This is a genomic window from Desulfuromonas sp. TF (assembly GCF_000472285.1).
Taxonomy (GTDB): Bacteria; Desulfobacterota; Desulfuromonadia; order Desulfuromonadales; family ATBO01; genus ATBO01.
This window is the reverse complement of sequence record NZ_KI421428.1, coordinates 126,024-152,993: the sequence shown is the minus strand read 5'-3', so window position 1 is coordinate 152,993 and position 26,970 is coordinate 126,024. Positions and strand designations below refer to the sequence as shown.

The 26,970-nt window shown below is 56.5% G+C and carries 25 protein-coding genes and 1 pseudogene; 8 read left to right on the top strand and 18 right to left on the bottom strand.

Annotation, left to right across the window (positions count from 1 at the left end; translation table 11 throughout):
• From DTF_RS24810 to DTF_RS0120150, 11 genes are all read right to left on the bottom strand, one after another.
• Positions 1-205: peptide chain release factor-like protein (locus DTF_RS24810; RefSeq protein WP_162148675.1), on the bottom strand; the 205-nt coding region annotated here is incomplete at its 3' end.
• Between the two features lie 291 nt (positions 206-496).
• Positions 497-952 carry a GNAT family N-acetyltransferase gene (locus DTF_RS0120195; RefSeq protein ID WP_027716789.1) on the bottom strand — a complete coding sequence of 152 codons (456 nt, stop codon included), beginning with the start codon at positions 950-952 and terminating at the stop codon, positions 497-499.
• A 198-nt stretch (positions 953-1,150) separates the two neighbouring features.
• On the bottom strand, positions 1,151-1,420 hold the full coding sequence (locus DTF_RS0120190) for a DUF2277 domain-containing protein (protein WP_027716788.1): 270 nt from the start codon (positions 1,418-1,420) through the stop codon (positions 1,151-1,153).
• A 191-nt stretch (positions 1,421-1,611) separates the two neighbouring features.
• Entirely contained in the window at positions 1,612-1,983 is a 372-nt protein-coding gene (locus tag DTF_RS0120185; RefSeq protein WP_027716787.1) for a pyridoxamine 5'-phosphate oxidase family protein, read from the bottom strand.
• A gap of 151 nt (positions 1,984-2,134) precedes the next feature.
• Positions 2,135-3,154: a UDP-N-acetylmuramate dehydrogenase gene (gene murB, locus DTF_RS0120180; protein WP_027716786.1), complete on the bottom strand. Its 1,020-nt coding sequence runs from the start codon at positions 3,152-3,154 to the stop codon at positions 2,135-2,137.
• 71 nt (positions 3,155-3,225) lie between these two features.
• Positions 3,226-3,981: an alpha/beta hydrolase gene (locus DTF_RS0120175; RefSeq protein WP_027716785.1), complete on the bottom strand. Its 756-nt coding sequence runs from the start codon at positions 3,979-3,981 to the stop codon at positions 3,226-3,228.
• 4 nt (positions 3,982-3,985) lie between these two features.
• Positions 3,986-4,465 carry a DUF2059 domain-containing protein gene (locus DTF_RS0120170; protein ID WP_027716784.1) on the bottom strand — a complete coding sequence of 160 codons (480 nt, stop codon included), beginning with the start codon at positions 4,463-4,465 and terminating at the stop codon, positions 3,986-3,988.
• A 16-nt stretch (positions 4,466-4,481) separates the two neighbouring features.
• Positions 4,482-5,105, bottom strand: coding sequence for a PolC-type DNA polymerase III (locus tag DTF_RS0120165; RefSeq protein ID WP_027716783.1), 624 nt, complete (start codon positions 5,103-5,105; stop codon positions 4,482-4,484).
• 242 nt (positions 5,106-5,347) lie between these two features.
• A complete protein-coding gene (locus DTF_RS0120160; protein ID WP_027716782.1) occupies positions 5,348-6,517 on the bottom strand; it encodes a Fic family protein in 1,170 nt (389 codons plus the stop codon).
• Positions 6,518-6,703: 186 nt separating this feature from the next.
• Positions 6,704-7,006 carry a DUF86 domain-containing protein gene (locus DTF_RS0120155; RefSeq protein WP_226989433.1) on the bottom strand — a complete coding sequence of 101 codons (303 nt, stop codon included), beginning with the start codon at positions 7,004-7,006 and terminating at the stop codon, positions 6,704-6,706.
• Between the two features lie 35 nt (positions 7,007-7,041).
• On the bottom strand, positions 7,042-7,326 hold the full coding sequence (locus DTF_RS0120150) for a nucleotidyltransferase family protein (protein WP_027716780.1): 285 nt from the start codon (positions 7,324-7,326) through the stop codon (positions 7,042-7,044).
• A 528-nt stretch (positions 7,327-7,854) separates the two neighbouring features.
• On the opposite strand from DTF_RS0120150, the pseudogene DTF_RS24805 reads away from it, so the two are divergent.
• Positions 7,855-8,124, top strand: a pseudogene (locus DTF_RS24805) (type II toxin-antitoxin system RelE/ParE family toxin); the annotation flags it as partial.
• Between the two features lie 192 nt (positions 8,125-8,316).
• On the opposite strand, the gene DTF_RS0120140 reads toward DTF_RS24805, so the two are convergent.
• The 6 genes from DTF_RS0120140 to DTF_RS26335 all read right to left on the bottom strand — a co-directional run bounded on the left by DTF_RS0120140 (position 8,317) and on the right by DTF_RS26335 (position 19,872).
• Positions 8,317-8,628, bottom strand: a complete 312-nt coding sequence (locus DTF_RS0120140; RefSeq protein WP_027716779.1) for a hypothetical protein — start codon at positions 8,626-8,628, stop codon at positions 8,317-8,319.
• A gap of 138 nt (positions 8,629-8,766) precedes the next feature.
• Complete coding sequence (locus DTF_RS0120135) at positions 8,767-14,892, bottom strand: AAA family ATPase (protein ID WP_027716778.1); 6,126 nt, start codon at positions 14,890-14,892, stop codon at positions 8,767-8,769.
• Positions 14,893-14,924: 32 nt separating this feature from the next.
• Positions 14,925-18,053 carry a DUF3427 domain-containing protein gene (locus DTF_RS0120130; RefSeq protein ID WP_027716777.1) on the bottom strand — a complete coding sequence of 1,043 codons (3,129 nt, stop codon included), beginning with the start codon at positions 18,051-18,053 and terminating at the stop codon, positions 14,925-14,927.
• A complete protein-coding gene (locus DTF_RS0120125; RefSeq protein ID WP_027716776.1) occupies positions 18,050-18,448 on the bottom strand; it encodes a (deoxy)nucleoside triphosphate pyrophosphohydrolase in 399 nt (132 codons plus the stop codon). Before DTF_RS0120125 ends, DTF_RS0120130 begins: the two co-directional genes overlap by 4 nt.
• Positions 18,449-18,611: 163 nt before the next feature.
• Entirely contained in the window at positions 18,612-19,133 is a 522-nt protein-coding gene (locus DTF_RS0120120) for an ORF6N domain-containing protein (RefSeq protein ID WP_035058390.1), read from the bottom strand.
• Between the two features lie 322 nt (positions 19,134-19,455).
• On the bottom strand, positions 19,456-19,872 hold the full coding sequence (locus DTF_RS26335; protein ID WP_027716774.1) for a GxxExxY protein: 417 nt from the start codon (positions 19,870-19,872) through the stop codon (positions 19,456-19,458).
• A gap of 306 nt (positions 19,873-20,178) precedes the next feature.
• Between DTF_RS26335 and DTF_RS0120110 the strand changes: the two genes are divergently transcribed.
• From DTF_RS0120110 to DTF_RS0120085, 6 genes are all read left to right on the top strand, one after another.
• Positions 20,179-20,718: a glycine cleavage system protein R gene (locus DTF_RS0120110; RefSeq protein ID WP_027716773.1), complete on the top strand. Its 540-nt coding sequence runs from the start codon at positions 20,179-20,181 to the stop codon at positions 20,716-20,718.
• 4 nt (positions 20,719-20,722) lie between these two features.
• A complete protein-coding gene (def, locus tag DTF_RS0120105; RefSeq protein WP_027716772.1) occupies positions 20,723-21,223 on the top strand; it encodes a peptide deformylase in 501 nt (166 codons plus the stop codon).
• 225 nt (positions 21,224-21,448) lie between these two features.
• Complete coding sequence (locus DTF_RS0120100; RefSeq protein ID WP_027716771.1) at positions 21,449-22,063, top strand: hypothetical protein; 615 nt, start codon at positions 21,449-21,451, stop codon at positions 22,061-22,063.
• Between the two features lie 128 nt (positions 22,064-22,191).
• Positions 22,192-22,404 carry a hypothetical protein gene (locus DTF_RS0120095; RefSeq protein ID WP_027716770.1) on the top strand — a complete coding sequence of 71 codons (213 nt, stop codon included), beginning with the start codon at positions 22,192-22,194 and terminating at the stop codon, positions 22,402-22,404.
• 249 nt (positions 22,405-22,653) lie between these two features.
• Positions 22,654-23,436, top strand: a complete 783-nt coding sequence (locus DTF_RS0120090) for an IclR family transcriptional regulator (RefSeq protein WP_027716769.1) — start codon at positions 22,654-22,656, stop codon at positions 23,434-23,436.
• Between the two features lie 115 nt (positions 23,437-23,551).
• Positions 23,552-24,367, top strand: coding sequence for a carboxylesterase (locus DTF_RS0120085; RefSeq protein WP_027716768.1), 816 nt, complete (start codon positions 23,552-23,554; stop codon positions 24,365-24,367).
• On the opposite strand, the gene coaE is transcribed toward DTF_RS0120085, so the two are convergent.
• On the bottom strand, positions 24,303-24,929 hold the full coding sequence (gene coaE, locus DTF_RS24795) for a dephospho-CoA kinase (RefSeq protein WP_051361512.1): 627 nt from the start codon (positions 24,927-24,929) through the stop codon (positions 24,303-24,305). The two genes, DTF_RS0120085 and coaE, sit on opposite strands and share 65 nt — an antisense overlap.
• A 168-nt stretch (positions 24,930-25,097) precedes the next feature.
• On the opposite strand from coaE, the gene DTF_RS0120075 reads away from it, so the two are divergent.
• Positions 25,098-26,921 carry a long-chain fatty acid--CoA ligase gene (locus tag DTF_RS0120075; RefSeq protein WP_027716767.1) on the top strand — a complete coding sequence of 608 codons (1,824 nt, stop codon included), beginning with the start codon at positions 25,098-25,100 and terminating at the stop codon, positions 26,919-26,921.
• Positions 26,922-26,970: the final 49 nt, after the last annotated feature.

Sequence of the window (26,970 nt, the reverse complement as noted above, 5' to 3'; positions counted from 1 at the left end):
GAGGGGCGGGGAGCCGCTCGCGCAGCCTCTCCATCGCCTTCTCGCGATTGTCGTGCTGCGAGCGTGAATCGGCGGCGGTGACGATGATGCCGGTGGGCAGGTGCCTGATGCGCACCGCCGACTCGGTCTTGTTCTTCTTCTGCCCGCCGGGGCCGGAAGACTTGTAAAAGGTGACCGCCAGGTCTTTTTCGTCGATCTCGATCATGCTCTCATGCCTTCCTGCTCCTGAAGACTCCCGATAAACCGCGCCGGCAGATCAAAATACTTCCGCGCATTCTCGTCGATGCCGCGCAGGGTCATGGTTGTCATGGCTGCTCCTTCTCAGAGGGGAAGGTCATTTGGGGCCCTGCAGGGTGGAGTAGTGGGCACGGTAGGGCACGGAAATCAGGGATGCCGGACCTTGCGAACCGGCGGCTGAGCGCACACGTGCCTGTGCCGTCTGGGTCTGGTCGTCGCCCGTCAGCAACCTTACAACGATGCTGGTGTCAACGGCTCCTCAGATGCTCCGTTCCAGGTTTATGACTGTTTTTGAGGGTTTGAACTTTTCAGCATCGAAGTAACTCATCATTTGATGATTATTTTTGTCTACAAGTGTATTGATTTTCTTCACATCAAGTTGTTTGAGGTGAAATATGAATTGATCCATCAACTTATCACCAATACCCTGGCGTTGACAGGCTGGATCGACCCCAACTGAATCTATGGCTGCTCCTTCATTCGATAGACCGAATTCTCCTATGTATAGCTTACCCATTATAAAACCGATTACTTTCCCGTTTTCATCCTCGGCAACAAAAGATGTTGGTACATACTCACCCGATTTAAAAAGCAGTTCGAACTTTTCTTCAAAATAGTCCAACCTGGAAACATTCACCAACTTTTGATCAATTTCAGCCACAGCGCCCAAGTCTTTTGGTTCCATGAGTCTGATCTTAATACCCTTTTTAATCATACTGCCTCCTTTCTTATAAGTATGAGTTTCCATAAAAGGCTCGGCTCACAAACAGCCGCCACCCTCCTTGCCGTGTCCGATCACACTCCGCCGGGAGTCCGGCACAGGAAAAGGGATAAATCAATTTTACAGGGGTTTCAAAATAAATCTTCCCCCTTTTTACGTTCTGAGGGCACGGCGAAGGGTGAGGAGGACCTGTCAGCTCGGATGACGATCAGCGGAGCGTTTGCGTGCTTTGGCAGCTTCGATTTCACGGTTCTTCGGAGGAGCGCTGGTCTCCAACGACTGCAATAACTCCGTCGAAATCTCCGTGACCGCCTCGACAGCGGAGGTGAACGCAGCCTCATTCGCTTTAGACGGCTTGTTGAAGCCGCTCAGCTTGCGCACAAACTGCAGCGAGGCAGCACGGATCTCCTCTGCCGTGGCGGGGGGATCGAAGTTGAACAGCATCTTGATGTTTCGACACATGTTGGCTCCCTTCTGACAATGTCCCCTTATCGGACGCTGGCAAGGTCCGTAACGTGCCCCTGGTTACAGCATCCCTCATCCTTCAAATATGGTGTCCCCCGGAACTCACTCTACTCCTTGGGGAATCCCTTTCGAACAGCTTCACCGCAAGCGCATCGATCTCTGCGACCGGAGGGCGCTGGCGCCGGGTACTAGACCAGGGACCGGATCTCCACCACCCTGAACCACACCGCATGGGTCACGGCCTTGCCGGCGCCGGGGCCGACCACCTCGGAGGTATTCTTCCTGATCTCCTCCAGCATGTCTCCACCCTCCTCTACCTTGAGCCGTTCCAGCACCAGACGCACCCCCCGGAAGCCGTGCCCCTCTTCCTTGAAGAGAAAGGAGGCATGCGGGTTGACCGACACGTTGCGGTACGACCGGCCGTCGGTCATCCCCCAGACCAGTGTTTTCTCGTCGATCACCCGGGGGCGGGCGTAGATGGCTGTATTGACGCTGCCGTCAGCACCGGCGGTGGCGAAGATGCCGAGGCCTGGTTTCTGGAACAGTTCAGAGAGGTTCATCGGTTACTCCCTTCCCGTGTGAATTGGATCGCCGGCGCCGGAGAACCGGAATCGGCAGAGATGAAAGCTATATGGAAGAGAATACCAGAGTGGCGAGGGAAACACAGGGGAAGAGGTCGTCGGCTCTTGAGCCTGCACCCCTGCCTGCTCATCAAAACACGGTCGGTTCCGGCTCCAGGCGGATGGCGAACCGTTCAAAGACGCTCTGCTGGATGGCTGCGGCCAGGTCCATCACCGCCCGGCCGCTCGCCCCTCCGCGGTTGACCAGAACCAGAGCCTGCCGGTCGTGAACCCCCGCCCTCCCCATGTTGCGGCCCTTCCAGCCGCAGGCCTCGATCAGCCAGCCGGCGGCCAGCTTGTAGTCGCCTCCGGGGAGCGGATAGTGGACGATGGCGGGTTCCCGTTCGATGAGGGCGCTGAACTGCCGGGCGCAGATCACCGGGTTCTTGAAAAAGCTGCCGGCATTGCCGAGCACCGCGGGATCGGGCAGCTTGGCCCGGCGTACCGTACAGACCCGGTCAAAAACCTCGGTCGGGGCTACAGAAGGGGTGGCGCCTTGCTCCTTCAGGGTGGACAGGTCGGGGTAGCCGAGCAGCGGTCGCCACGGCCTGGGCAGACGAAGCCGAACCCGGGTGATGAGAAAGGAGCCGGCCGCGTCCCCCTTGAAGATGCTGTCGCGATAGCCGAAGCGGCACTCTTCGCGATCCAGGGTGCGGGTGAGGCCGCTGGCCAGCTCCACCGCGTCCAGCGATTCGAAGCGCTCAGAGAGCTCCAGGCCGTAGGCGCCGATGTTCTGCACCGGGGCGGCGCCGACCGTTCCGGGGATGAAGGCCAGATTCTCAAGGCCCGGCAGCCCACGGGCCAGGGTCCACTCCACCAGACCGTGCCACGACTCGCCGGCCCCCGCCTCCACGATCCACTCATCCTCGCGGGTTTCCACCAGCTTCAGCCCCGGCACCTCCACCTTGACGACCAGGGCATCCACATCACCGGTGAGCATGACGTTGCTGCCGCCCCCCAGGATGAATCGGGGCATGCGGCCCAGCTCGGGGTGAGCGATCGCCGAGCGCACATCGTCCTCGCTCCTCACCCGTACCAGGCGGGAGGCCCGACCGGGCAGGCCGAACGTGTTGTATGGCTGGAGGTCAACGTTGTTTTCAATCAGGGGCAAAGGCTACCCTCCCGGCATCATGGCCGATGTCTTCGCATGGTTCTTTCACGCCAACGCCCAGCCGGGCACGATCAACAGGAAAGTTCCTCGACAAACCGCTCCAGCAGATCAAAATACTCCCGCGCATTGACGGCCATGATGCTGTTGTGATCGCCCCGCGGGAAAACCTCCATCTGTTTCTTTCCCGCCGCCCACCGGTAGAGCCGCTCCCCGTGGCTGACATCGACCAGGCCGTCATGGCGCGTGTGCATCACCAGTACCGGGCCGGGGAAGCGGGCCAGCTTCCGCCGGTGATCGAGGCGCTCCGCGACCGCCCCGGCCAGCGCCTCCGGGCTCGCCCCGAGCTCCTCCGGATCGACCCGCAGCAGCAGCCGCTCCAGCACGTCGGCGATGCCGCTCTCCAGCACCAGCCCGGCCGCTTCCGGAAAACGGGCCGCCGCTTCGATGGCGAAGATCGACCCGACCGAGCGGCCAAAGAAGATCAGGCGGCGCGGGTCCCCGGCCACCCGGACGATGGAGTCCACGTCGGCCAGCATCCGCCCCAGCTGCGGCTGCCCCTGCGAACGCCCGTAGCCGCGGTAACCGACCAGGAAGGTGCTGCACCCCATGCGGCCGATCAACTCGACGAAGTCCCCCAAATAGTCGTCGACGATCTCGCCGTTGCCTGGGAAGAGGACCAGGGTGCGGGCGGCGCCCTCCACCTGGTGGAGGTGGCAGGCCAGGCGAACGTCACCGGCGTCCACCCAGAGCGGATCGGCCAGGGCACTCGGGCGGGGAAAGAAGTAGCGCTGGGTGATGAGAGGATGGTCGAGAAGCTCGCCGGTCATGGGTCTACTTTATCACTGTGGCATCGATCCGCTTCAGGAACTCCTCGCCGAAATTCTCGCTCCACAAGCGTACGTACTGCTGGGACTCGGCGGCGATCTGCGTGCTGACCCGCATCGACTTGCGCGCCACCTCGGTCTGGTAGAAGGAGAGCAGCTGGTGGATTTCCTCTGCGGTGTAGTAGCGCCGATAGATCGGCACCAGCGTCTCGACCAGCCGCTGATGCTCGGTCTCGATCAGCGGCTGCATGGTTTCCCTCACCTCGGCTTCGGCCTTCTCGAGCGGAAGCCCCTGCCCGGACAGCATCGAGCCCGCCTGGTTGAGGTAGTAGGCGACCGTATCCTGCACCAGCCGGTCCGTAAGGCTGGCGCGGACCAGCAGTTCCGCCTCCCGGGCGAGGGCTTCTTCGGTGCTCGGTGCAGGCGGCGTTTTGGGGCAACAAGCCGAGAGCAGAAGGATCAGGATGAGAATTGTAGAGAGACGCATGAGTTACCTCCCAGGTCTACCCTTCCTCGAGGGCGAATTTTTCCAGAAAATTCGGAACGCCTTTTCTGGCGACTTTCGACAACCGGAGCATCAGATGAAAGGGGACATTCCGGATCCTGTACGTCTCCTTGAGGTCACGGATCATGCTGACCCAGAGGTGTCCCGTCATTTCCGCGTCGGCGAGGGCGCGGTGGAAGGCTCCCGTACTCTTGATTTTCTTATGAAGGACGAGCGATTCCAACCGGTGATTCGGCGCCTCGGGGTAGACGCGCCTGGAGATCAGCATGGAGCAGGCAAAATCCCGCACCCGGCGCCTGCGGACGCGCCGCAGTTCGGCGTCCAGGAACCGCTGGTCGAAACTGGCGTTGTGGGCCACCAGGTGATGATCCCCCAGGAAGGAGGCGAACTCCTTCATGACCTCGGGGACGGGGGGAGCGTCCTTCAGCATGTCGTTGGTAATGCCCGTATAGTTTTCGATGAAGCTGTTTATCCTCATGCCCGGGTTCATCAGGCTCTGGAACCGGTCGGTGATTCGATTGTTTTCGATCAGCACCGCCCCCACCTCGATCACCCTGTCTCCCTGATCGGGTGACAGACCGGTCGTCTCGAAGTCAAGGACGACGACGGGGTAATTGCCCATACAATCCCTCTCTGTTGGATAGCTATTCTGTCCGGACGGGCCTATCCGCGCGCCCTGGAACCGAAAACCCGAACCCGACTGGCGCCTCGCAGGGCGGCAAGGTGCTTGTTTGCCTGACCCCTGAAGCCCCCGTAACGTACCCCCGGTTACAGCATCCTTCATCAGGCAGTTACTTTGGTCCGATCTCCGCAGCATGGCGTCAGTCCTATTTGACAACTTGACTGCGTCCCCTCAGGTGTCCCCTACCTGCCTGGCGGCTCCGTGCCACGGCTCATGATCTCGATATAGCCCGCGTAGCTAAACAGTCGGTTGCGCTTCCGAGCGGTCAGCTCCTTCACGATGCCGAGCTGCTCCAAGTGGCCGAGCGCCTTGTTGACCGTCGCCGAGGTGATGCCGGTCTTCTCAACCAGCGAGCCCGAGGTGGCGAGGGGATGCTCCATCAGAGCCCGGTGAACTTGCAGGGTTGATGCCGCCGCCCGGCCCAGACCGCTGATCTTGTCTCGATCCTGGTTGGACAGGTCGAGGAGCTGCTGGGCGGTTTCCACCGCCTGGGTGGCGGTGAAGATGACCGCCTCGGCGAAGAAGTCGAACCAGGCTTCCCAGTCGCCGGTCAGTCGCACGTTGTTGAGCAGCTCGTAGTAATACTGGCGGTGCGTCTTGAAGTAGAGGCTGAGGTAGAGCATCGGCTCTCGCAGCACCTTCTGCTCGCACAACAGCAGCGTGATCAGCAGACGCCCCAGACGGCCGTTACCGTCCAAGAACGGGTGGATCGTCTCAAACTGTACATGGGCCAGCGCCGCCTTGAGCAGCACCGGGGTCGGCTCCGGCTGGTCATGGAGGAAGAGTTCCAGCTTGCTCATGCACTCCAGCACCTCTTCGGCCGGAGGTGGAACGAAGGCCGCGTTACCCGGCCGGGTGCCGCCGATCCAGTTCTGACTGCGCCGGAACTCGCCCGGGGTCTGATTGCTGCCCCGGCCCTTGGTCAGAAGCACGCCGTGGATCTCCCGGAACAGCCGCAGCGACAGCGGCAGCCCTTCTTCCAGCAGGCGCCGGCCGTGATCGAGGGCCGCGACATAGTTGCTGACCTCCCGCACATCATCCAGCGGGACACCCGGCTCCTGATCCAGCTCGAACAGCAGCAGGTCCGACAGCGAGGATTGTGTCCCCTCGATCATGGAGGAGAGCACCGCTTCCTTGCGGACGTACATGTAGAGAAACAGAGAGGTGTCCGGCAGCAGAGTCGAGACGCTGTCCAGCCGTCCGAGCGCCAGCAGCGCCTGGTCGAACTTGCTGCGCAGCTCCGGCGTCCAGTCGATGGGCGGACGCGGCGGCAGCGGCGCGGGCACGAAGGCCTGGGCCTTCTCACCCACCGTCGATATGGTCACGTATCTGCCCTGGAGCTCTCGCTTCATCCTGCCTGCCTCAAGCCTAAAATAAGATTCGCCTTTATTTTATCTTTACCGTTCATCCTAAAATAAAGAGTCGGGAAGAAAAAATCAAGTGGATTTCCCGATTAGGCTCAGCAGGACTGTTTTTGGCAGGGATTTTTATGGAGACCGATGGACGAGGAGGAAGTTGGGGTTGATGGGAGACGAGGACTATTCCCCTTCTATCATCGCTTCGAGACCATTTTTGAGCTGCGGGAGGTCCTGTTCGATCACCAGCCAGATCGTGTCGAGGTCAAGGCCCAGGTAGTCATGCACGAGGACGTTGCGAAAGCCGGCGATGGCGCGCCAGTCGATTCCGGGCTGGGATCGTTTTGCGACATCGGACAAGCGCTGGCTAGACTCGGCCAACGTCTGCAGGTTTCGCACGACGGCATCCTGAACGATCTCAGACTGCATGAACCGGCCGCGATCATCGTCGACGTATCGTTCTATGCGGCCGATACATTCGAGCATGTGCTCGACATAAACTTGATCTCGTTCGCTGAGCATCACAGGTCAACAGCCTGCTTGAGAATGTTTTCCCGGATTTTCGGGTGCAGGGCCGCCGGTGTCAACACATCGACCCTCTTGCCCAGAAGATCCTGCAGGTCCATCAGCAGCCCCCCCAGTGCCAGGGCGGAGCGCCCTTTCTCCAGGTCCACCAGGATATCCACATCACTGTCCGGACGGGCCTCTCCGCGCGCCCTGGAACCGAAAACCCGAACCCGACTGGCGCCTCGCAGGGCGGCAAGGTGCTTGATTTCTTCACGATGTTCTTCGATGAGCCTGTCCATGGCGACTCCGACAATCATTCCACAAGAAGTTGATTTTACATATATATAGCACGCGCCCAAGCACCGGCAAAACAAAAACCATCCTGGAGATCGGCCGGTATTGGATGTGGAACAGGGGGAGCTTCAGGTCCGGACGCTGGGGCCGGGAGGGTGTCTCTCGTTTCTTCCTTGCGGATCGACGGGGGGAGCTGGAGAGGTTCGATTAGGTTGGTTTTGAGCTGGGGTTTGGCGGGAGGTCGTTAAGCCGGCTATTTTGCCCCTGAAAATCGGCCTCTAAACCCGTTTTTGACCGTCAGATTTCATACATTGCTTAAAATTTAAGGCATTTAGTTTGGTCCGACCCCGCTAGCGTTCCTGTCTCGAGTTCAAGGAATCGGCCCAAGGAGCCTCTCGACTCAGGGATGAATCTACTGCGAAAGAGGTAAATCGGGCCAGATCTCCGCAAATTTTCGACAAATAGATTCACTATTCGCTCTCAAATTTACGAAAATCTGTCCTCGATTTCCCATCTTCTCGTGACGATCCCCCGATTCCGAGAGGCTCCCGGAGTGGAAGAAGCTCGATAGGGCTATCCGTGAACAGTTCAAGAAGAAGCTTGCCGAGCGCCTGGTCCGGCCGTGCATCGAAGCGGCCCGGCTCAAGGGAATGCCCGACTGCTACAAGATCAAGCTGAAAAATGCCGGCTACCGGCTGGTCTACCAGGTGGATGACAGCCGGGTGGTGGTCATCGTCGTGGCGGAGAGGAAGCGGGAGAATCTGACGGTGTACAGGGTGGCGGGCAAGCGGGTGAGGGGGTAAGTTAACAGCACCAGCCCCGCCGTTTCCAGCGGGAGGTCGTTAAGCCGGCTATTTTGCCCCTGAAAATCGGCCTGTAAGCCCGTTTTGGCCATTGAATTTCATATATTGCTTAATAATTTAAGGTAGTTATTTTGGTCCGACCCCCACTATCCCTGTGAAAGCCGGTAAAGTTAAATATACTGTCCCCGGAATTCAGTCCGGTTGCTGCACCAGTTCCCAGAATGGTTCCCTGTCGAGACGGGAGAAGGGAAAGGCGATGCTGCTGGTCTGCCCCAGGGGGATGATCCGCCGCCAATAGAGGTTGAACAGCTCGTTTAGCTCCACCAGATCGCCGGTGACGTCGATGAATGGCGAGGTGATGGCGCCGCGATGCACCAGATCCAGCACTGCAAGCAGCAGGATCGGTTTGTGCGGGGCGCGTTTTCTGGTGGCTTCGCCCCACACGGGGCCGGGGGCGCGGTTTAGGTGGGTGAAGTTATTTATATAGGTCTCAGGAGAGGTCATTCGATCCCCAGCGCGAGTCTTCAAAACATTCGATTAAAAGTATATCCCTAAGTATCTGACAATAAGGGAAACCGGACCTGTACCAGAAAGGTTTGGCACTCGTTCCTATGACCTGACCCCGGGCGATTCCCACCAAGGTTATTTAGCTGGCCCATAGGGAATATAAACTGAATACCGTTCATGCTCCGAAATCTCTGAAGGAGCCTTTCTTGTCCAAGCATCTCTTTTCATACGCTTTTCTGAAGTCCACATCGCCATTGAATAACTAGCGGCTTTGAGCATCCTACGTATCCAGTCCGTTTTTACGATTAAACGGATGCCGGCAGATAGAAGGTCGCGGCTGTACGCTTCATCTTCATAGCCCTCCTGCCATTCCTCAAAATAAGCAATAATTTGTTCATCGTGTTTAATTTGACACCCCTCGACTTCAAGGCTGTATCTACCGACCCACATCGGATGAATATATGGCATGTGTCTATAACCCACAAAACCCTGGTTATTCACATGGAGAGCTACAAATGGATACATTGGATAATTCTGATCTGATTCTACAAAAATTGCTCCTTTCGAAATAATATTAGCAGCAGCATCGATCGTAAGCCTTTCTTCCGGATGTACACAAGGAATAACATCAGACCAATCTGAGGGATCAGGCCATAAATCTTCATCAGAGCTATATTCAGGCGAGACAAGGAGGGTGCGGACCTTTAATTCGGAACAGAGCTTAGAACTCGAATCGCTTGTCTGTGTCAAAAATCTTTCCTCATAAACAGTCGTCCATTCATCTGGAGGTAAAACATCAACCTGCTTCGGCGATTGCCGTTCAATTTCCTTTATCCACTCTGATGAATTTTTCACATTCAAGGCTTGGATATTTAAAGGCTTTTGTCGTGACAACTCTGCAACAAAGGATGGGTCGCCACTTCTCACAACGTTAAATATGGCATTTAGTACATCATTTCCGTAGCTTCCATTTTCTAAAGCCTCATGGATGAAGCTCTGGAGAAGTTCAGAAACCAGTGTATGAAAAGATGGAATGAACCAAATCACATGACCACCATGTGCCTTTCCTTCCCATTCATCTTTAAGTCGATCTTGTTCATCAGCAAGTTTCCAACCTTGTTTCATAAGACCTTGCTCAATGTATGCAATCACTATATTCAATTTCACCTGCAGAAGGTCGCTAACACCTTGAATCTCCTTTAGCAGGCTAAACAGCGCCCCTCTCTTAAGGAATGCAATAAAACCAGATGACGGTGGAGTTAGAAGAAAACGACGATAGGGATATTTGATCAACGGAGAGTAAGTGCGTTCAGCTTCGTTGACAGCCTCAACTACCGATTCTGGCAGCGATAGTGATTTCGAAACCCGTTTAACGACGTCGATAATCGTCATCCGGAATCGAAAATTCGGCTTCTGAAGTAATGGGACAAGCAACCCCAAATGCGGCGCGATAACGTCGGGGGCCAAGCAAGAAACGGCATCTAGCAGTATTTCAAGACGCTCTCGCAAAAGTGGTTCAGCATCTTTAAGCCGGTGGCAGCAGATTCGGCAAACAATTTCGGGCAGCGACTTTGAAAGTGCCGTAAGCACACGAAGAAGACGCTTTGCTTGGTCGATCTCAGGCTCACCAAGCAAATCAATGAGGAAATTTACAATTTCCTCATCTTCGATCGTTTTCCCTTCAACATAATCGCGGAGCCATCCGTACAATTCCTGTTGAGGCAAGTGCTCAAATAATTCTTGGCAATGCCGCAGGTAATCCTCGAAAACTTTCCGAAGTGATGCCACATCACCGCAAGCAGAGAAATAACGAGCGATAAACCGCGGTATATCAAATCCACCATAACTTTTCATTAAATGTTCATCGCATCGTTGTACTATGAAATCTGCTATTCTTCCTTGATCGCGGTCGCACAGTTCTTTTAGAATCGGAGCAGCATCTTCTTCACCCGGGTAATACTTCGTATCTCGTTGATAAGCGAGAAGTAAAGTTTCATAGCCTGAATCGTATTCTCCATAATCGAATAGGCGATGTGCGAGAATGAGAAGGGCTTCAGATTTCACGGAATCATCCGCTTCTGCGATTGTCCTTAGACGATGTGCTTCAGAGATTGAACTTGATCGCGATGCATGATACTCAAAAGCAGAATTTACAAGCTTAGGTTCATAGAAATGCCCATTTTCAGCTCGCAGTAGCTCCATTGTACGGCAATATGACTCAACCGACCTCGACAGCTTCTGCTCGAGCTCTTCTTTCTGAATCGGCTGGCCATTTAAAATTAGTTCTTTTGGTATTGCAGAGTCATCACCATATGGTTCACGAGCGTGGTATGCGGCCCTTTTTTCATCTTTCTGAACAACTGCCCATATGTCATCCGGCCACCAGCCTGGATCGATATGCGTGCGAATGAACGCCTCGAAACGCACACGCCATATCTCAGATTGTTCAGGCTCTAAGCGTGCTCCTAAATCCTTAAGGTGGCGAGCAGCGCGCTCAAGTTGCTTCGGATGGCGACCACGTTCAACAAAATGGGGTGAAAAAACATCCTTGAGAACCCATAGCAGCTCAGGATCACCCGTTTCAACACTAAGGATGAATTTTTCCAGGCAATCGAGCATCTTCCAACGACCAGCATGCTCTCTGAAATATCGAATAAGGCTGAACGCCGCTTCACGGCTTCTTTTCAAGACTACATTGAATGCGGATTGCTCGAAGTGCTTCGTTCCTCTACCGTCAGTTGCAGCGTTCATCCACTTCACCATTTCAAGAATGGCGGCAGCGCGGGGAAGCGTCAGGGCAGGTTCAAATTCATTGAGAAGATCAAGTACATCTATCAGGCAATCGAGAGTAGCGTCCTTACGATATCCATATGTGAGGGAGCATGCGATTGCTTTCTCACGCCATTTTTCTGCATCTGCTCTCCACCCGGATTTTGCGGCAATGTATGACAGCCACAGGAAGTGATCTGATCTGGAGCCGGCTTTAAGAGATCTTGTATCGGTATAGGTAGATGCGCAATCGCGAAGAATGGGAAGGAGCTTCACACTTGCACCGGGAATATCAGTCAGCCTCTCCCAAATTGCTAGCTCAAACGAGTAGTCGACGTAAGATTCGCCAATACCCCAATGGGACGTCCATATTTCGCTCTGACGTAACCTCAGAAGCTTATCGAACCAATCTTCAAGATCACGCGGGCTTACGACAGCGATACAACCCGTAAGGCGAGAGAGCAACTCTGGCAACATCGGTCTGCAAGCCCTCAAGGTGTCCATTTCTTGGGGCTGATCTTCTGTACCAGCCAAAGCGAGCTCGTCTAGTGCCGAAACAGCTCTTATGTAAAGGTCATCAGGTTTCCCTGCTGCTACTCGGCCAAGACAAAGCCCAGCTTGTAGCATAAAGCTGAGAAATCCAGACCACATTGTCCCATCATTGCCAATGTGATGTTTTACTTGGTTGATAGTCTTTTGGTCATCCTCATAGCCAAGCACTAACGCGGACCACCAAAACGCATCTACGTCAGCTTCTTGGGATTCACGGCGAGTATCACCGATTATCTTATTTGGGGGTAACTTCACTGGTCCTGCCAATTTCCGGACTTGTTCGCCGGGCAAACCTGCCATTACAGCGTAACCTGCAATCTCAAGATTTTCACCGACCGGAGTATTTGTAAGATATTCTTCAAGCTCTGTCCGAAGAATTTCTTGGGAACAATGGCGTGCGACCAAACGCAGGATATAATGCCTGACAAGGTGATTGGGAAAGATCCGACTTATCTTCTTAAGGCGCGGCCAATCGCTGTTTGGCCGGTAAAGAAAATATGATTCAAGAAATGCAGCGAGATGCGGTGCATATCCAGGGGCAAAATAATCTTTCCTCTCAATAAGATCAGGAGTGAACTTCAATCCTGATATCCACTGCAGGAATTTGTGAGGTCTCTTTGAATAAATGGCCACTACACGAGCAAGTTTTACAAAATCAGAACGCTGCTCCCATTCATGATGTGCATGGGTTTCACAGAATATGTCAAATAACTTTTCCCCGAGTTCAAGTCGGCTTGTTGCCGCACACCAAACCATAACTTGCATGGCTACATCTGTATCCACCAGCCAATGTCTTTCATGCCAGTGACAACAATAGCCTAGAACATCTTCCACACGACCAAGTTTGAGCAGGACTTTTGCCAGCATACTATGGTCAAATTGATGTTCGAGCCGTTCATGCGTCCGATAGTGCAAAGAACCCAACCTAGACAGTTCAATTAGAGCCTTCTGGCGGACTGCCGCCTTTACGGCAGTGTCAATAGCTGAAAAAATATCATCAGCAGGTCTGCAATGTTGAAGCGCAAAGTCAACGAACTGGCGATTAACCTCAGACAGAACGTATTGTTCATCGCCAGCATCAAGTGCATAACTGAAAGCAAACCCAAACCAACGCGCACTGCCTCGCTCGGTTTTCAATTTCTCTGAGATAGTTCGAGTTATGCGGCGACGGGTTACCGCGTCGATTTTTGCAAGGACAAAAACACGAAAACTGTCGTGAAAAATGGAAACCTGTCCCGCCTGATGGCGCAGAAGGTGGGAAACGGCTTTCATCGTAGCCGGAAGATCCAACAAACGAACTTCGTCTTGGAACTCAAATAATTCCGCCTCGCCGACTGGAAAGCGCAGAACAGCCAGCACACCGGAAAGATATCGAGCGAGAGCCATCCCATCGCGCTCAAGATTCGCCCATAACCGTTCGTAATAATCTCGTATGTCGCCATTTACAGCTTCTGGCATATGATCAAGACTCTCGACATCTCCGTTATGCGCAGAAAGCCAGATAGTTACATAACGAAGATAGAGAGGTAGACCATCACTTTTATTAAAGATTTTTCTGACTGCTTCGTCTTGCAGTACCAAGCCGTGCTTCTCAAGGAGATAGGACTTCGTCTGGGGCAAAGAAAAGAGAGGAATTGGGATGTGACGTTGCTTACGCCCTTCGCTTAAGGCCAAAGGCTCCCAGCTTTTCAGCTCTTGAGTGCCAATTACAACTATTACTCCCGGCGGTAAGCTCGTCGGCAACGCACGTAACACACTGTCCTTAACGTGCGGGTCACGTTCTGCGTGATCAAGACCATCCAGCAGCACTACCAGCTTTGAGTTGTCTCCCGACAGGATTTGACCAAGTTCAGCGAGGACTTCAGTAAAGCGGCGCTCACTGTAATCGTGTCGGCGAGGAAGTAAATGACCAAATTGATTATGAAACTCTGAAAGCAAATTAATCCGAAGAGACTCGGCTTCGAGGCGTAAACGAGCGTTGTCATCATTTGGACTAACGAAACAGAAGTAGCGACAAATTGCGTACTGCTGGCCTTTTTCTAGCGTATTGAAGAATTGACTAAGGGAGGTGGATTTTCCGCTGCCGGGTAGACCTGTTATTACAATGTACCCAGATTCCGTTTCTTTAATCAGACGCGATAGTGCTACTTCAAACGACTCCAATTGAACAAATCGTTGTTGATCGACTTGGAATTGCTGCGGCAGGAGAAATCTACTTTGTGCCTGGCGAAATATCTCATCAAGGATTGATGGTGTTATTGGATCATGAATCTCTATGGCATGTCGTTCGACAAGATCTTTTAGCTTATGATAAACCGCTCTATCGGTTATTCCTAGTTGGTGATCAAGCAGTTCACCTTCGATATGTTCGCGTAATTCTTTAAGTGACCTCTGACTGAGTTGAAATTGAAACGACCGTAAGAACTCTTGAAATTGTGTTGATGCATCAGTCCCTGTAAATGCACATGCTTTCTGAAGATCGTCGCGAAATTTTTTGGCTTCTTTGCGTTTCCTTCCTTCAACGAATTCGGGGAGAAACACCCCCACTGCTCCGATTATCCCTTTGAGCGACGAGTCACGGCCACGATTTGAGACCAGTTCGATATCTATGTCCATCCCAGGATGAATCTGACGTGCCTTACGCCATCCAGCAGCATAGCGCCCAAAATATGTACGGCTGTCCTTTTCCGTAAAATCATTTTGAATATAAACGGCCAAAGGGTCTACTGCGTATTTTGCTTGAATTGCACGAATTTTGTTTCCGGAAAAAATTACAATGTCATCTATAGCGTCCGTCTTCTCGTATTCGAGAAACGCTTTGAAATCTTTACCTTCGATATAATAATTCAAGATTGATTTTAGGGCGGTTAGATCTTGAAACTCATCACCTTTACGACGTGAACTGCCTCGCTTAGGCTTGAGACTTGAATCAACTTTCATAATTGTCCCTTGATAGAAGCAGATAGAGGCATTTACCCACCCCGCCGATTATCCTCAAACATCTCCACCGGCATCGGATGCCGCAACCGCCACACCATCTTGATCGGCCGGTCGCTCTCGAAACTCACCATATCCACCGGCCCCAGATAGGTGAACGGCACCGTGGCATTGTTCCGTCTCTTCTGGTCACGGGCAAAGAGCAAGATCGTGTAACCCCGCTCCCGATGGTGAATCAGGTTCTGCCCGTCAATGTGATGCTGCGCGGTATTCGCCTGCGACTCCCAGTGCATGAGCTCCCTGCTGATCGGGTAATCGGCATACATGGTGCTCGGCGAGAACTCCTTCTCGGTCTTCTGAAAGGTAACCAGCAGCACATAGGTCTTTACGTCAGCGAAGTGGAACGAGCCCACGCCGGTCTGCCCGGCTGTCTCCAGATTTGCCCGGCCAAAGACCGCCTGAATCTCCTTGCCGCCGTAATGGGCGTGCAGTTCCAGGGGGCAGGCGAAGGGGAGCTGCGGAATCTGACCGCTGACCTCGGTGGTGTCCTGCGACCAGGCGAGGATTTCGTCCAGATCGGCAAGGATCGACGGATTGCGGGCCAAGCGGCGGAAGGCATCATCCAGAGAGGTGATGCCGAGATTGCTCCCCTTGTCTCCCCAGAACCGATAGTACACCGGCATGGCCGCATCCCCGGCCAGGGCCAACGCCTCATCAATGGCACCCTCTGCCACCTTGGCAAGCACCTGCCGCAACCGGGCAAGCTCCCGCGGACCGTTGATAAATGCGGCGCGCAGCAGGGTCTTTTTCAGCCGCGCCAGATCCGGGTCCATGGGGATCGCCGCCAGCTGTGCCTTGGCCTTCCACCCCGACCAGGACTCCTTCGCCAGCAGCACTTCCGGCTCGTAATCGTGGTAGCGGATGAAGTTGCCGAAGGTCAGTTCCTTGCCGCTTTCGTTGGTGAAAGTCTGCAGCCGGTCAGGAACCTGCACCGCCAGGCGGCCCAAGTTCTCCTTGATGTTCTCCAGCACGTACTGCCGGGAGAGGCGGTCGAGCTGAATCGAGCAGCCGGCCGGGAGGTGGGGGAAATCCTGCTCTACTTCCTTGTCGATGGAAAAGCGGTGACGGGGGAGGAGCGCTTTCAGTTTGGTATCGACCCGGTAGCGGCGGTGGGCCTGACCGACCAAGTCGAGAACGGTGAGGCAGTCCTTGCCCGGCGCATGGCGCAGGCCGCGCCCGAGCTGCTGGAGGAAGACGGTCAGGCTCTCCGTGGGGCGGAGGAAAAGCACCGTGTTGACTTCCGGCACGTCCACCCCTTCACTCAGCTTGTCCACGGTAAAGAGGAAGGTGAGCCGGCCGCTTTTCAGATCAGCCAGCAGTTCCCGGCAACGGCCATCGTCTACCCCGGAAACAAAGGCAGCGGAAGGGATTCCCATATTGGTGAAGGTCTCTGCCATGAACTCGGCATGCTTGATGGTGACGCAGAAACCGATTCCCTTGAGGGCGGCAAGGTCGGGCTCGTAGCGGTGGAGCGCCGCAATGATGGCATCGACGCGCTGTTTGGCGCGGACGTTATCCAGCACATAGACGTTTTCCAGTGCCGAAGCATCGTACCTGCCGTTGCGCCAGAACTGCTCACCGTTGATGGCGATCGGGTCGGCAACGCCGAAGTAGTGGAAGGGACAGAGGAGTTTTTCCTCCAGAGCTTCCGGGAGACGAATCTCGGCGGCGAAACGATTGCCGAAATCGGCGGCCACGTTGTCACCGTCCATCCGCTCCGGGGTGGCGGTCAGTCCCAGGAGAATCTGCGGGGCAAAGTGGTCGAAGAGCGGCCGGTAACTGCTGGCGGTGCCGTGGTGGGCCTCGTCGACCACGATGTAGTCGTAGTACCCGCTCCCCACTTGCTCCCAGAGGCGGCGACTGGTGAGCATGCCAACAGAGCAGAAGAGATGCTCCAGGCGAGTGGCCTGAAACTGACCGACCTGCAGTTCTCCGAAATTCTGGTCGCGCAGGACATTGGCAAAGGTGGCCTGGGCTTGCTGGAGGATCTCCTGACGATGGGCCACGAAGAGCAGCCTGGCCTGATTCTGCCTCTGTTCGAAGAAACGCTTGAAGTCGAAGGCGGCGACCACCGTCTTGCCCGTGCCGGTGGCGGCGATAACCAGGTTGCGCCAACGATCATGGGCGGTGCGCTCCCGCTCCAGCGCCTCCAGGATGCGCTCCTGAAATGGGTGGGGGCGCAGATCGAAGAAGACTGCCGGGATATTGGTGTTTCCATTCTTGCCGCGAGCAATGGCCGCACGAAATAGCTCCGGCCTCTCTGGATCGAAGGAGACGAACTCGCGGCTGTTCCAATAGGTCTCGAACTCGACGGAAAACTTCTCCAGGATATGCGCCATGTCCTGCGCCGTGACCTTGAGGTTCCACTCCAGGCCGCTGGTGATGGCCGCCTGGGACATGTTCGCCGAACCGATGTAGGCTGTAGAGAAACCGCTGTTGCGTTTGAAGTGATACGCCTTGGCGTGGAGCCGGGTACGCTCGGTATCGTAAGAGACGCGCACCTTGACATTCGGCAGCCGCGCCAGCCACTCCACCGCCGGGGCATCGGAGGCGCCCATGTAGGAGGTGGTGATCAGCCGGACCGGCACCTGCCGGTCGCGCAGATCCTCGAAGGCCGGCAGCAGCAGACGCAGCCCCGACCACTTGATGAACGAAACGAGGATATCCACCCCATCGGCGGACCGCATCTCTTCCAGCAGTTCATGGCCAAGCTGTGGTTCCTGCGGAGATCCGGTGAAGAGAGAGCTTTCGGCGAGGGGAGTGTGGGGACGGGGAATGCCTGATTTGCCGTAATGCGGCGGCGTGATTTCAAGAAGGACCGGTTTTTGTTCCTGAACGAGTCGATGCTTTTCCAAATGACTTCTGCCCGGCTCCTGAGCCACTTGTCCAAGGAGCTGGTTGCAGAGGGCCAATCTTTTCTCCGGATCGGATTCTTCGCGCAGAGCCTGTTCGAGCACCTTGGCCACGAACGCCGCGTAACGGGCGGGCTGCTCTTCCGGGTCGATTTTGCCGAAGACGGTTCGCAGCTCCGGATGCCGATCCAGCGTATCGCGAAGGCACTCATCAATGAGCGCTTCGTATATGCCGGGGGCAACAGGGTTCATGGGGTGCAAAACTCACAGCCTGCAAGATACGACTCGATCACCGGCACATCTGCTTCGGCCCAGTCCAGTGTGGGAAGTTCCTCAGGCGGCAGCCAATCGATGGCAGCGTGTTCGTGGAGGACTATTTCACCGGACGCGATGGAACAGACAAACGGATAAAGCGTGACCGCAAACTTGGGATATTGGTGTGTGGTGGCCGGCAGGCTTTTCCCCACGGACACGTGAATCCCCATCTCTTCAACCAATTCACGGCGCAGACATTCCTCGGCAGACTCCCCTGGATCAATCTTGCCTCCTGGGAATTCCCACTTCAGCGGTAGGCTCATATTTTCACTGCGCTGAGCCGCTAAAACCAATCCATCCATTTCGATAATCGCACAGGCAACATCAATCACTTAGCACGACCCTCCACAGCCTCCCGACACCTCGGACACTTCACCATGGGGTTATCGGGGTCGGCCCAAACCAAGTATCCGTTTTCAAACAACAAAGAGCGGCTTCTTATCACTCCACAGCGCTTAAAACCCCCATTTTGCCCCCAAAATCAGCGAAGAAGAGTCACAGATACGCCGCGCCTTCCTCCTCCACCCTGAAACCGATCTCCTTCCGCCCCTTCCCCTCCGGCATCATCATCTGCCGGATGGCGTCGAAGACTACCCGGAATTGCGCATCGTACTTCTGCTCCAGCTCATCCAGCCTCCGGGCAATTTCAGTGTTGGAGGTGATCATCTCCCGCAGTTTGACGAAGGCTCGTACCACATAGACACTGACCTCCACCGCCCGAGGGGTATTCAACACCGAGGCAGCCATTATGGCGCCATGCTCGGTAAAAGCATACGGGAGGACCGGAGAGAATTTAAGCTTGGCGAGGTGGTCGCAATTTGCGACCACCTCCTCTTTCTCTTCGGCATTGAGCCGAAACAGGAAGTCTTGTGGAAACCGTTCGGCATTCCTGCGCACCTGCTCGTTCAGGCGTTTGGTCGTCACCCCGTAGAGATCAGCCAGATCAGAATCCAGCATTACCTTCTGGCCGCGGAGAAACAGGATCGATTTTTCGATACGTTCTACCGGTATAAGCATTGCTCCCCCTCCTTCTTGTTCTTGGCGTTTCGCCTGTAAACAGAAAACCGCCCGCACCTCACGGCGCCAAGCGGCCTCATCAATCTCTACAGTTTTTCCCCCAGCACTCTCATCTGAAACACTCCAGAGCAATCAAAATGTAAGAATGCCCTAAAGTACCCGCAACGGCGGTTCATGTCAAAGAAAAGGATAATTTATACAGGACCTTCTCACGCGGAGGCGCGGAGACGCGGAGAGACCCAAGGGAGAAAAATCGAAGCAATCAGATCTTTCATGGTTTCCCCGCAATCTCCGCGTCTCCGCGTGAGTCTGATTCACCTCTTCACGAGTTCACCCGTAACCCAGGAGACACTGAGGCATCAAGGTTGTTGACAATGCGATGCAGTCCTTCCTTGAGAGTTGTCGCTCCGAAATTGATCAGAAGCCCAACTGGAAGATTCATAAGACGGAGGTAAGTCAGCAACTGTTTACCATGCACCGGCGCTATTTTCTCCACCGATTTCAATTCGACAACTACGCATCCCTCCACCAGCAGATCGACTCGGAAACCGTCATCGAAACGAATGCCGTCGTATTCGAAGCAAATCGGCTTCTGCCGCTCGACCACCAATCCTCGTTTCAACAAAACCTGAGAAAGAATGGTTTCATAGACGCTCTCCAGTAATCCTGGCCCTAGATTCCTGTGCAGTTTGATCGAGGCATCGATTATTTCCCCTGTGATATCATCCAATGCCTTCATAGTCCCTCCGCGCTCTCCGCGGCTCCGCGTGAGACAAAAAAAACCGCCCGCGCCTTAGCGGCACCAAGCGGTTTCATCCATTCCTTCTCGTTCTCTCCCCAACTCTCATCCCACCCTCTGCATCACAAATAAATGAGCCTTAAGATACCTTCATGGGCAGGGGGATGTCAATGAAAAGGCAGGTTCAAGGATCGAGGCGACAGGCTCAAGGTTTTGCGTCTCTGGTATTTTCGATCCCGTTATGCTAGTTTCTGTCCTGAAACCGTCGCCGCAGCCGACTTTCGATCCCCTGCCCAGGAGAGCCCCATGAGCCATTTTGCCCTGACCATCATCGGCCGGGACCGCCCCGGCATCGTTTCCCAGGTCACCGAGATCCTCTACCGGCTGGGATGCAACATCGCCGACTCCAGCTGCAGCATCCTCGGCGGTCAGTTCGCCATGATCCTGATCATTTCCCATCCCGACCGCACCGACCGGGAAAGCTTCGGCGACGCCTTCGCCCCCCTGGAGGAGAGCGGGCTTTCGGTCTTTCTGCGAACCCTCAAGCCGGGGGGTGAAAAGCATCCGAAAATGGAGGGGGAGATCTGCATGATCTCTGTCTACGGCTCGGACAAGCCGGGGATCGTTTACCGGGTGACAAGGGAACTCGGGGAGCGCAAGGTCAACATCACCGACCTCAACACCAAGCTGGTCGGCAGCGAGGAACGGCCGGTCTACGTGATGATGATCGAGGCGGTTCTTCCCCCCGGGGTGAGCGAGGAGGAAATCTCCGGAATCATGGACGGGCTCAAGGAGGAGCTGCAGGTCGACATCTCGGTGCGCTCCATCACGCCGGTGGAACTGTAATCACATGGCCGTCCGCGACATCATCCTCTACCCCGACCCCATCCTCAAAACCGTCTGCGAGCCGGTTACGGCCCTCGATGAAGCGGCCGACGCCCTGGTCCAGGATCTCCTCGACACCATGACGGCATCGGGCCATTCGGTGGGAGTGGCGGCGCCCCAGATCGGCATCACCCGCCGGGTGGTGGTGGTCGACGTCTCCGGAAGCAAGCCGGGACGGGACAACAACCACGGCCGGCTGGTGATGATCAACCCCGGGATTATCGAGCGCGAGGGACAGGAGACGATGCGCGAGGGGTGCATGAGCGTCCCCGACTACACCGGCAACGTCACCCGCGCCGAGAGCGTGGTGGTGCAGTTTCTCGACCGCCAGGGGCGGGAGCGGGTCATCCGCGCCTCCGGCTTCGAGGCGGTCGCCATCCAGCACGAACTCGACCACCTCGACGGCCTCCTCTTCCTCGACCGGGTGACCAGCCTCAAGACCGACGTCTTCCGCCGCAAGCGGTAGCAGACTGATGAAAAACGCCCATCTGCGGCGTTGTCCTTATCCTTCGTCAACGACGTACCTTCCAGGTACGCCTTATGCCGAAGGATTTCGTCCGCCTTGCATCTGGACATTTTTGATCAGCCTGAAAACTCTGCGGTCTCAGTTTTTCGCTCGTCTTCCAACCATTGACATAAGGCGATTCGGCACTAGATTTTCCTTTGAAGCGACACCCGAAAGGAGACTGCGATGAAGGAGATTCTGCCCGGCATTTTTCACTGGACCACCTTTCACGAGGGGATCGGCCAGGAGGTCCACTCCGGCTACATCGCCGACCGCGAGCCGCGCATTCTCATCGATCCGCGGGTCCCGGCCGAGGGGCTCGAATGGTTCGAGGAGCATGGCCGGCCGGCCCACGCCCTCCTCACCAACCGCCACCACTACCGCCACAGCGGCCGCTTCCGCGAGGCCTTCGGCACCGAGGTCTGGTGTCACGAGGCGGGGCTGCATGAGTTTACGAAGGGGGAGGAGGTCACGCCCTTCTCTCACGGAACGGAACTGCCGGGGGGGATTCTCGCTCTCGCCGTGGGGGTGCTCTGTCCCGAGGAGACGGCGCTGCTCATCCCGCGTGGGGAGGGAGTCCTCGCCCTGGGCGACGCCATCGTGCGCTACGGCGACCGCCTGGGCTTCGTCCCCGACGAGCTTATGGGACACGATCCGGGGGAGGTCAGGCGCGGCCTGAAGCGGGTCTTCACCGACCATCTGCAGAGGGAGTTCGACCATCTCCTCCTCGCCCACGGAGCTCCCTGGATCGGCGGGGGCAAGGACGGTCTGCGCCGATTCCTCGCCGGCCTGCCTGAATGAGGAGGAGGAAACGATGCGGGTCCGGCTGAAGCGGGCGAAGCCGCCGCGCATCCGGAAGTTAATTTCCATCCCCCCCCTTTCGCACTCGCCGCACCCCTTTTATACTTGCAGAAAAAAAGGAGGCAGCCATGCGCGAGGTAACGGTAACATTGCCGGTGATCAGCCTGATCGCCGTGACCCGAGGTATGCTCGGGGCCGGGTTGGCACTTCTGCTCGGCGAGCGCCTGAACGGAAAACAGAGAAAAGCGGCGGGATGGACCCTGGTGCTGGTGGGCGCGGCGACAACCGTGCCGCTGGCCCTTGAGGTGATGGGGAGAAGGAGGCGGGAGGAGAGGGGTTGAATCCACCGAAGGAGAAGATTCCTGTATTTATTTACGTATACTTATGGATGACGTCCGATCCATGTTGACTTTTATAAAACAACATTCTATATTTTTTGCAATTCGAAAAGCCCGCCGGACTCGGCACCGGGAGCGAAGAATAAACATATCGCGCGGTTTTTCCCATTATTGCTTGACCATTCTATGCAGAATTTTATAAGATAGGGATGCTTTTTGCGTTGAAATCTCTGAAAGAGGGAAATACTCACCATGGCGAAAAAAGAGAAATCCGAGTATATCATCCAGGCAGTTTCTCACGCTCTCGACCTTCTTGAGCAGTTCCACGGCGACGTGGACGAGCTGGGGGTTACCGAACTCAGCAAACGCCTCAAGCTGCACAAGAACAACGTCTTTCGCCTTCTGGCCACCCTGGAATCCCGCGGGTACATCGAACAGAACAGGGCGACGGAGAATTACCGCCTCGGGCTCAAGTCCCTGGAACTGGGGCAGACCTTCATCAAGCAGATGGGGCTGTTGCGGCAGGCGAAGCCGATTCTTGAAAAGCTGGTCAAGGAGTGCAACGAAACCTCCTATGTGGCGATCTTCAAGGAAGGCTACAGTGTCTACCTCGACGTCGTGGAAACCGACCTGACCGTCCGGGTCGTCTCCCGGGTGGGTTCACGCCTTCCTTCCTACTGCACCGCCTCCGGCAAGGTCCACCTGGCCTACATGTCCGAAGAGGAAATCGATGCCGTCCTTTCCCCCCGGGAACTGAAAGCCTACACCCCCACCACCTTCACCGACCGCCAGGCTCTCAAGAACGAGCTCCGGCAGGTGGCCGAACAAGGCTATGCCATCGACAACGAGGAACTCGATCCCGGCGTACGCTGCGTCGCCGCCCCGATTCGCGACTATACCCGCCGCATCGTCGGTGCGGTGAGCATCTCCGGACCATCCATGCGACTCCCCGACGAGCGCCTGGAAAAGGAACTGATTCCCCTGGTCATGGAGGCCTCGGAAGAGCTTTCCACGCGGCTGGGTTTCCACAAGTAGCCGGAACCATCCTGCGTATGCATCGACAAAAAGATCCTCCTGCTTCCAGGGGGATCTTTTTTGTTATGACGGAGCGGGCCCTGCGTTCCCAGCGGGCGGATCGGGATGATTGCGAATGAGTAGAGACATCGAACAGGAGAGGAGCAGGCGGGACGGGGTTGTCCGGGAGGAAAACCTCCCTTTCCTGATGGAGCCCCGGCAGCCGGCCAAGGCGGGAGTGGTTCTGGTTCACGGCTTTACCGCGAGCCCCTGGGAGATGCGGCTTTTCGGCGAAGCCGCTGCCGAAGCGGGCTTCACGGCCCTGGGCGTGCGCCTGCCGGGGCACGGAACCACTCCGGAGGATCTGGCCGGACGCCGCTATGAAGAGTGGCTGAGCACGGTTGAGGAGGGATGCCGGATGCTGTCGGCACGCGGCCTGCGGATCTACGGCATCGGCCAGAGCACTGGCGGGCTTCTGCTGCTGGCGGCGGCCGGTCGTCTGCCGATTTCGGGACTGATCCTGCTGTCCCCGTATCTGCGCCTGCGCCACCGGCTCGCTCCGGCCGCCGGCCTCGTCCGCTTCTTCCGGTCCTATCAGCGCCACTTCGTTCCCCGGGAGCTTGCCCCTTTCTATTACGACCGCAGGCCGGTGAACGGAGTCTATCAGCTGTACCGGCTGATCCGCCGCGTGCGGAATCACCTGGAGAGAGTGACCGCTCCGGTGCTGATGATCGGCGCGGCGGGCGACCGGACCATTCAGGTGGACAGCGCCTATGAACTCTTCGACGCTCTTCCCGGCCGGCGCAAGGAATGTCATTTTTTCGGACCGGAAGTGCCGCACATTCTCACGACGGGGGAGAACCCCCGACTGCGTCAGACCCTGCGGCTCACCTTTGACTTCCTCCGCTGTCTGGAGAACGGGAATGCGTCAGCCGCCGAAAAAGATTCCTGACCTGCGCCTCGGTTTCTTCCGGAGAACCGGAATTATCGATCACGTAATCGGCGCGGGCGACCTTTTCCTCCTGAGGCATCTGGGCGGCGACGCGGTCCCTGGCCTCCTTTTCGTCGATGCCGTCCCGCTCCCTGAGCCGCTGCAACTGCAGAAGGGGATCGATCCTCACCACCAGCACGGCATCCACCCGGCGTTCGGCGCCTGCCTCGAAGAGCAGGGGAGCCTCATAGACGATCAGCGGCTCGCCCCTGGCGGCCAGCTGGGCGAGACGTTCCACCGACAGGGCCGCCACGGCGGGATGGGTGATGCGGTTCAGGTCTTCCCGCTGCCGTGGATCGGCAAAGATCCGTGCGGCGAGAGTCTTGCGGTCCAGGGTACCGTCCGGCAGGAGAATCCGCGCCCCGAAGCGCTCGACCAGCAGACGCAGGGTTTCGCCGCCGGGGCGGACCGCCTCCCGAGCCAGCTCATCGGCGCTGACCACCGCCGCGCCCAGGGAACGGAAGATCTTTGTGACGGTGCTTTTTCCCGAGGCGATGCCTCCGGTGACTCCAAGGATCATGATTCATTCACTCCCCAATTGCGCTCTCGAGCCTTTAATGCCCCATCGGACCCGGACCTGTCAATCTTTTTCGAATCATACGAAAGTTGGCCTGGTTCATCTTTGAGCCGATGGACGCATCCTACGTTATAATTAAAAAGAGCGATCCATCTTCCTGGAATTGGAGGCATTATGAGTGACACTCTCCCCCGCATGGTTCTGCATCAGGCACGGCGGCTGAAGAGCCGGACAGCCCTTCGCCGCAAGGAAGAAGGGGAATACCGGGACATTTCCTGGGAAAAGCTGGAGGAGAATGTCCGCCTTTTCGCCCGGGGCCTCCTGGCCCTCGGTTTGCGACACGGGGAGCGGGTGGCGCTCATGGCGCCCAACTGCCCCGAATGGGCCTATATCGACCTCGGCGCCCTGAGCTGCGGAGCCGTGTCGGTACCCGTCTACCACACTGAAGGCCTCTCCACCCTCCTGCATATCGCCAAGGATTCAGGCAGCCGTTTTCTCTTCGTCCATTCCCCCTTGATGGTCGGAGAGCTTCTTCCCCACCTGGACCAGCTCCCGGAACTGGAGAGAATCATTCTCCTGGAAGGAGAGAAAGGGAGCCCGGAGATTCTTTCCCGCGATGAATTCCTGAAATCGGCGGAGGACGTTGCGGATGCGGAGGTCGATCGCCTGCTGAGTCAGGGGAATCCCGACGACATCGCCTCCATCGTCTACACTTCCGGGACGACGGGTCCGCCCAAAGGGGTCACCCTCACTCACGGGAACTTTATCTCCAACATCAAGGCCTGCTGCTGCCTCTTCGATATCGGCGAGGAGGATGAATGTCTTTCCTTTCTCCCCCTGTCGCACGTCTTCGAACGGATGGCTGGATACTATTTAATGCTCTACCAGGGAGCGGCCATCGCTTACGCCGAAAATGTCGACTCGGTGCCGGTGAATCTGACGGAAGCGCGTCCCACGATCCTGTTGAGCGTTCCGCGCCTCTACGAGAAGATGTATGCCCGGGTCCTGGAGCGCGTCCTTTCGGGGCGCTGGATCAGGAAGCAGATTTTTTTCGCCGCTCTCAACAGCTGCCGGGCCCTGGTGCGGAAGGAACTGGCCGGCGAGGAACCCGGGCGGCTCCACCGCCTGCTGGCCGAAACGGCCAGAACCATCGTCTTTGCGCCACTGAGAGAGCATCTGGGCGGCCGCCTTCGGTTCTTCATCTCCGGAGGCGCTCCCCTGGGAAAGGATGTCGCCGAATTCTTCCTGGCGGCCGGGCTCCCCATTTATGAGGGATACGGACTGACCGAAACCTCCCCGGTGATTGCCGCAAATTCCCCCGGGGCTCTCCGCCTGGGCACCGTCGGCCGGCCCATCGACGGAACCGAAGTCCGCATTGCCGAAGATGGCGAAATCCTGGTGAAAGGTCCCGGGGTTTTCCAGGGATACTGGGGCCGCCCTGAAGCCACGGAAGAGGCGCTCATCGACGGATGGTTCAAAACCGGTGATGTGGGCATCGTCGACGCCGATGGTTTTCTGGCCATCACCGACCGCAAGAAGGATCTGATCGTCACCGCCGGCGGCGAGAATGTCGCCCCCCAGCATCTGGAGAACCTGTTCAAGAGCGACAAATTCCTCGCAAACGCCATGGTCTACGGAGACCGCAAACCCTATCTGACCGCCCTGCTGATCCCCAACCTGGAGAACCTCGAATCCTATGCCCGCCACAAGAAGATTGATTTTCTCGACCCCTGCGACCTGGTCAATCATCCGCAGGTTCTCCAGCTCATCCGGCGGCGCATCGATGCTTTACAGGAGGGTTTTCCCTCTTTTCAACGGATAAAACGGTTCACCCTCCTGTCGCGGGACTTCTCAAAGGAAGAAATGACGCCGACCCTGAAAGTCAAAAGGAAGCTGGTCACCGAAAACTTCCACAAGGTCCTGGAGGAGATGTATCTGCCTCGAGATCATGGCCTGCACGACAGCGGGTTCTGCGTTCTGGAGGAGGAGAAAGACTGATTTCATGAGGCCCGAAAGCCATTTACAAGCGCGCCGCAAAGGGTTATCT

Excerpts from the sequence above, each read along its gene's own strand:
- DTF_RS0120195 (WP_027716789.1), bottom strand. The coding sequence starts at position 952 with ATGATTAAAAAGGGTATTAAGATCAGACTCATGGAACCAAAAGACTTG.
- DTF_RS0120190 (WP_027716788.1), bottom strand. The coding sequence starts at position 1,420 with ATGTGTCGAAACATCAAGATGCTGTTCAACTTCGATCCCCCCGCCACG.
- DTF_RS0120185 (WP_027716787.1), bottom strand. The coding sequence starts at position 1,983 with ATGAACCTCTCTGAACTGTTCCAGAAACCAGGCCTCGGCATCTTCGCC.
- DTF_RS0120175 (WP_027716785.1), bottom strand. The coding sequence starts at position 3,981 with ATGACCGGCGAGCTTCTCGACCATCCTCTCATCACCCAGCGCTACTTC.
- DTF_RS0120170 (WP_027716784.1), bottom strand. The coding sequence starts at position 4,465 with ATGCGTCTCTCTACAATTCTCATCCTGATCCTTCTGCTCTCGGCTTGT.
- DTF_RS0120165 (WP_027716783.1), bottom strand. The coding sequence starts at position 5,105 with ATGGGCAATTACCCCGTCGTCGTCCTTGACTTCGAGACGACCGGTCTG.
- DTF_RS0120160 (WP_027716782.1), bottom strand. The coding sequence starts at position 6,517 with ATGAAGCGAGAGCTCCAGGGCAGATACGTGACCATATCGACGGTGGGT.
- DTF_RS0120155 (WP_226989433.1), bottom strand. The coding sequence starts at position 7,006 with ATGCTCGAATGTATCGGCCGCATAGAACGATACGTCGACGATGATCGC.
- DTF_RS0120150 (WP_027716780.1), bottom strand. The coding sequence starts at position 7,326 with ATGGACAGGCTCATCGAAGAACATCGTGAAGAAATCAAGCACCTTGCC.
- DTF_RS0120140 (WP_027716779.1), bottom strand. The coding sequence starts at position 8,628 with ATGACCTCTCCTGAGACCTATATAAATAACTTCACCCACCTAAACCGC.
- DTF_RS0120135 (WP_027716778.1), bottom strand. The coding sequence starts at position 14,892 with ATGAAAGTTGATTCAAGTCTCAAGCCTAAGCGAGGCAGTTCACGTCGT.
- DTF_RS0120130 (WP_027716777.1), bottom strand. The coding sequence starts at position 18,053 with ATGAACCCTGTTGCCCCCGGCATATACGAAGCGCTCATTGATGAGTGC.
- DTF_RS0120120 (WP_035058390.1), bottom strand. The coding sequence starts at position 19,133 with ATGCTTATACCGGTAGAACGTATCGAAAAATCGATCCTGTTTCTCCGC.
- DTF_RS26335 (WP_027716774.1), bottom strand. The coding sequence starts at position 19,872 with ATGAAGGCATTGGATGATATCACAGGGGAAATAATCGATGCCTCGATC.
- DTF_RS0120110 (WP_027716773.1), top strand. The coding sequence starts at position 20,179 with ATGAGCCATTTTGCCCTGACCATCATCGGCCGGGACCGCCCCGGCATC.
- def (WP_027716772.1), top strand. The coding sequence starts at position 20,723 with ATGGCCGTCCGCGACATCATCCTCTACCCCGACCCCATCCTCAAAACC.
- DTF_RS0120100 (WP_027716771.1), top strand. The coding sequence starts at position 21,449 with ATGAAGGAGATTCTGCCCGGCATTTTTCACTGGACCACCTTTCACGAG.
- DTF_RS0120095 (WP_027716770.1), top strand. The coding sequence starts at position 22,192 with ATGCGCGAGGTAACGGTAACATTGCCGGTGATCAGCCTGATCGCCGTG.
- DTF_RS0120090 (WP_027716769.1), top strand. The coding sequence starts at position 22,654 with ATGGCGAAAAAAGAGAAATCCGAGTATATCATCCAGGCAGTTTCTCAC.
- DTF_RS0120085 (WP_027716768.1), top strand. The coding sequence starts at position 23,552 with ATGAGTAGAGACATCGAACAGGAGAGGAGCAGGCGGGACGGGGTTGTC.
- DTF_RS0120075 (WP_027716767.1), top strand. The coding sequence starts at position 25,098 with ATGAGTGACACTCTCCCCCGCATGGTTCTGCATCAGGCACGGCGGCTG.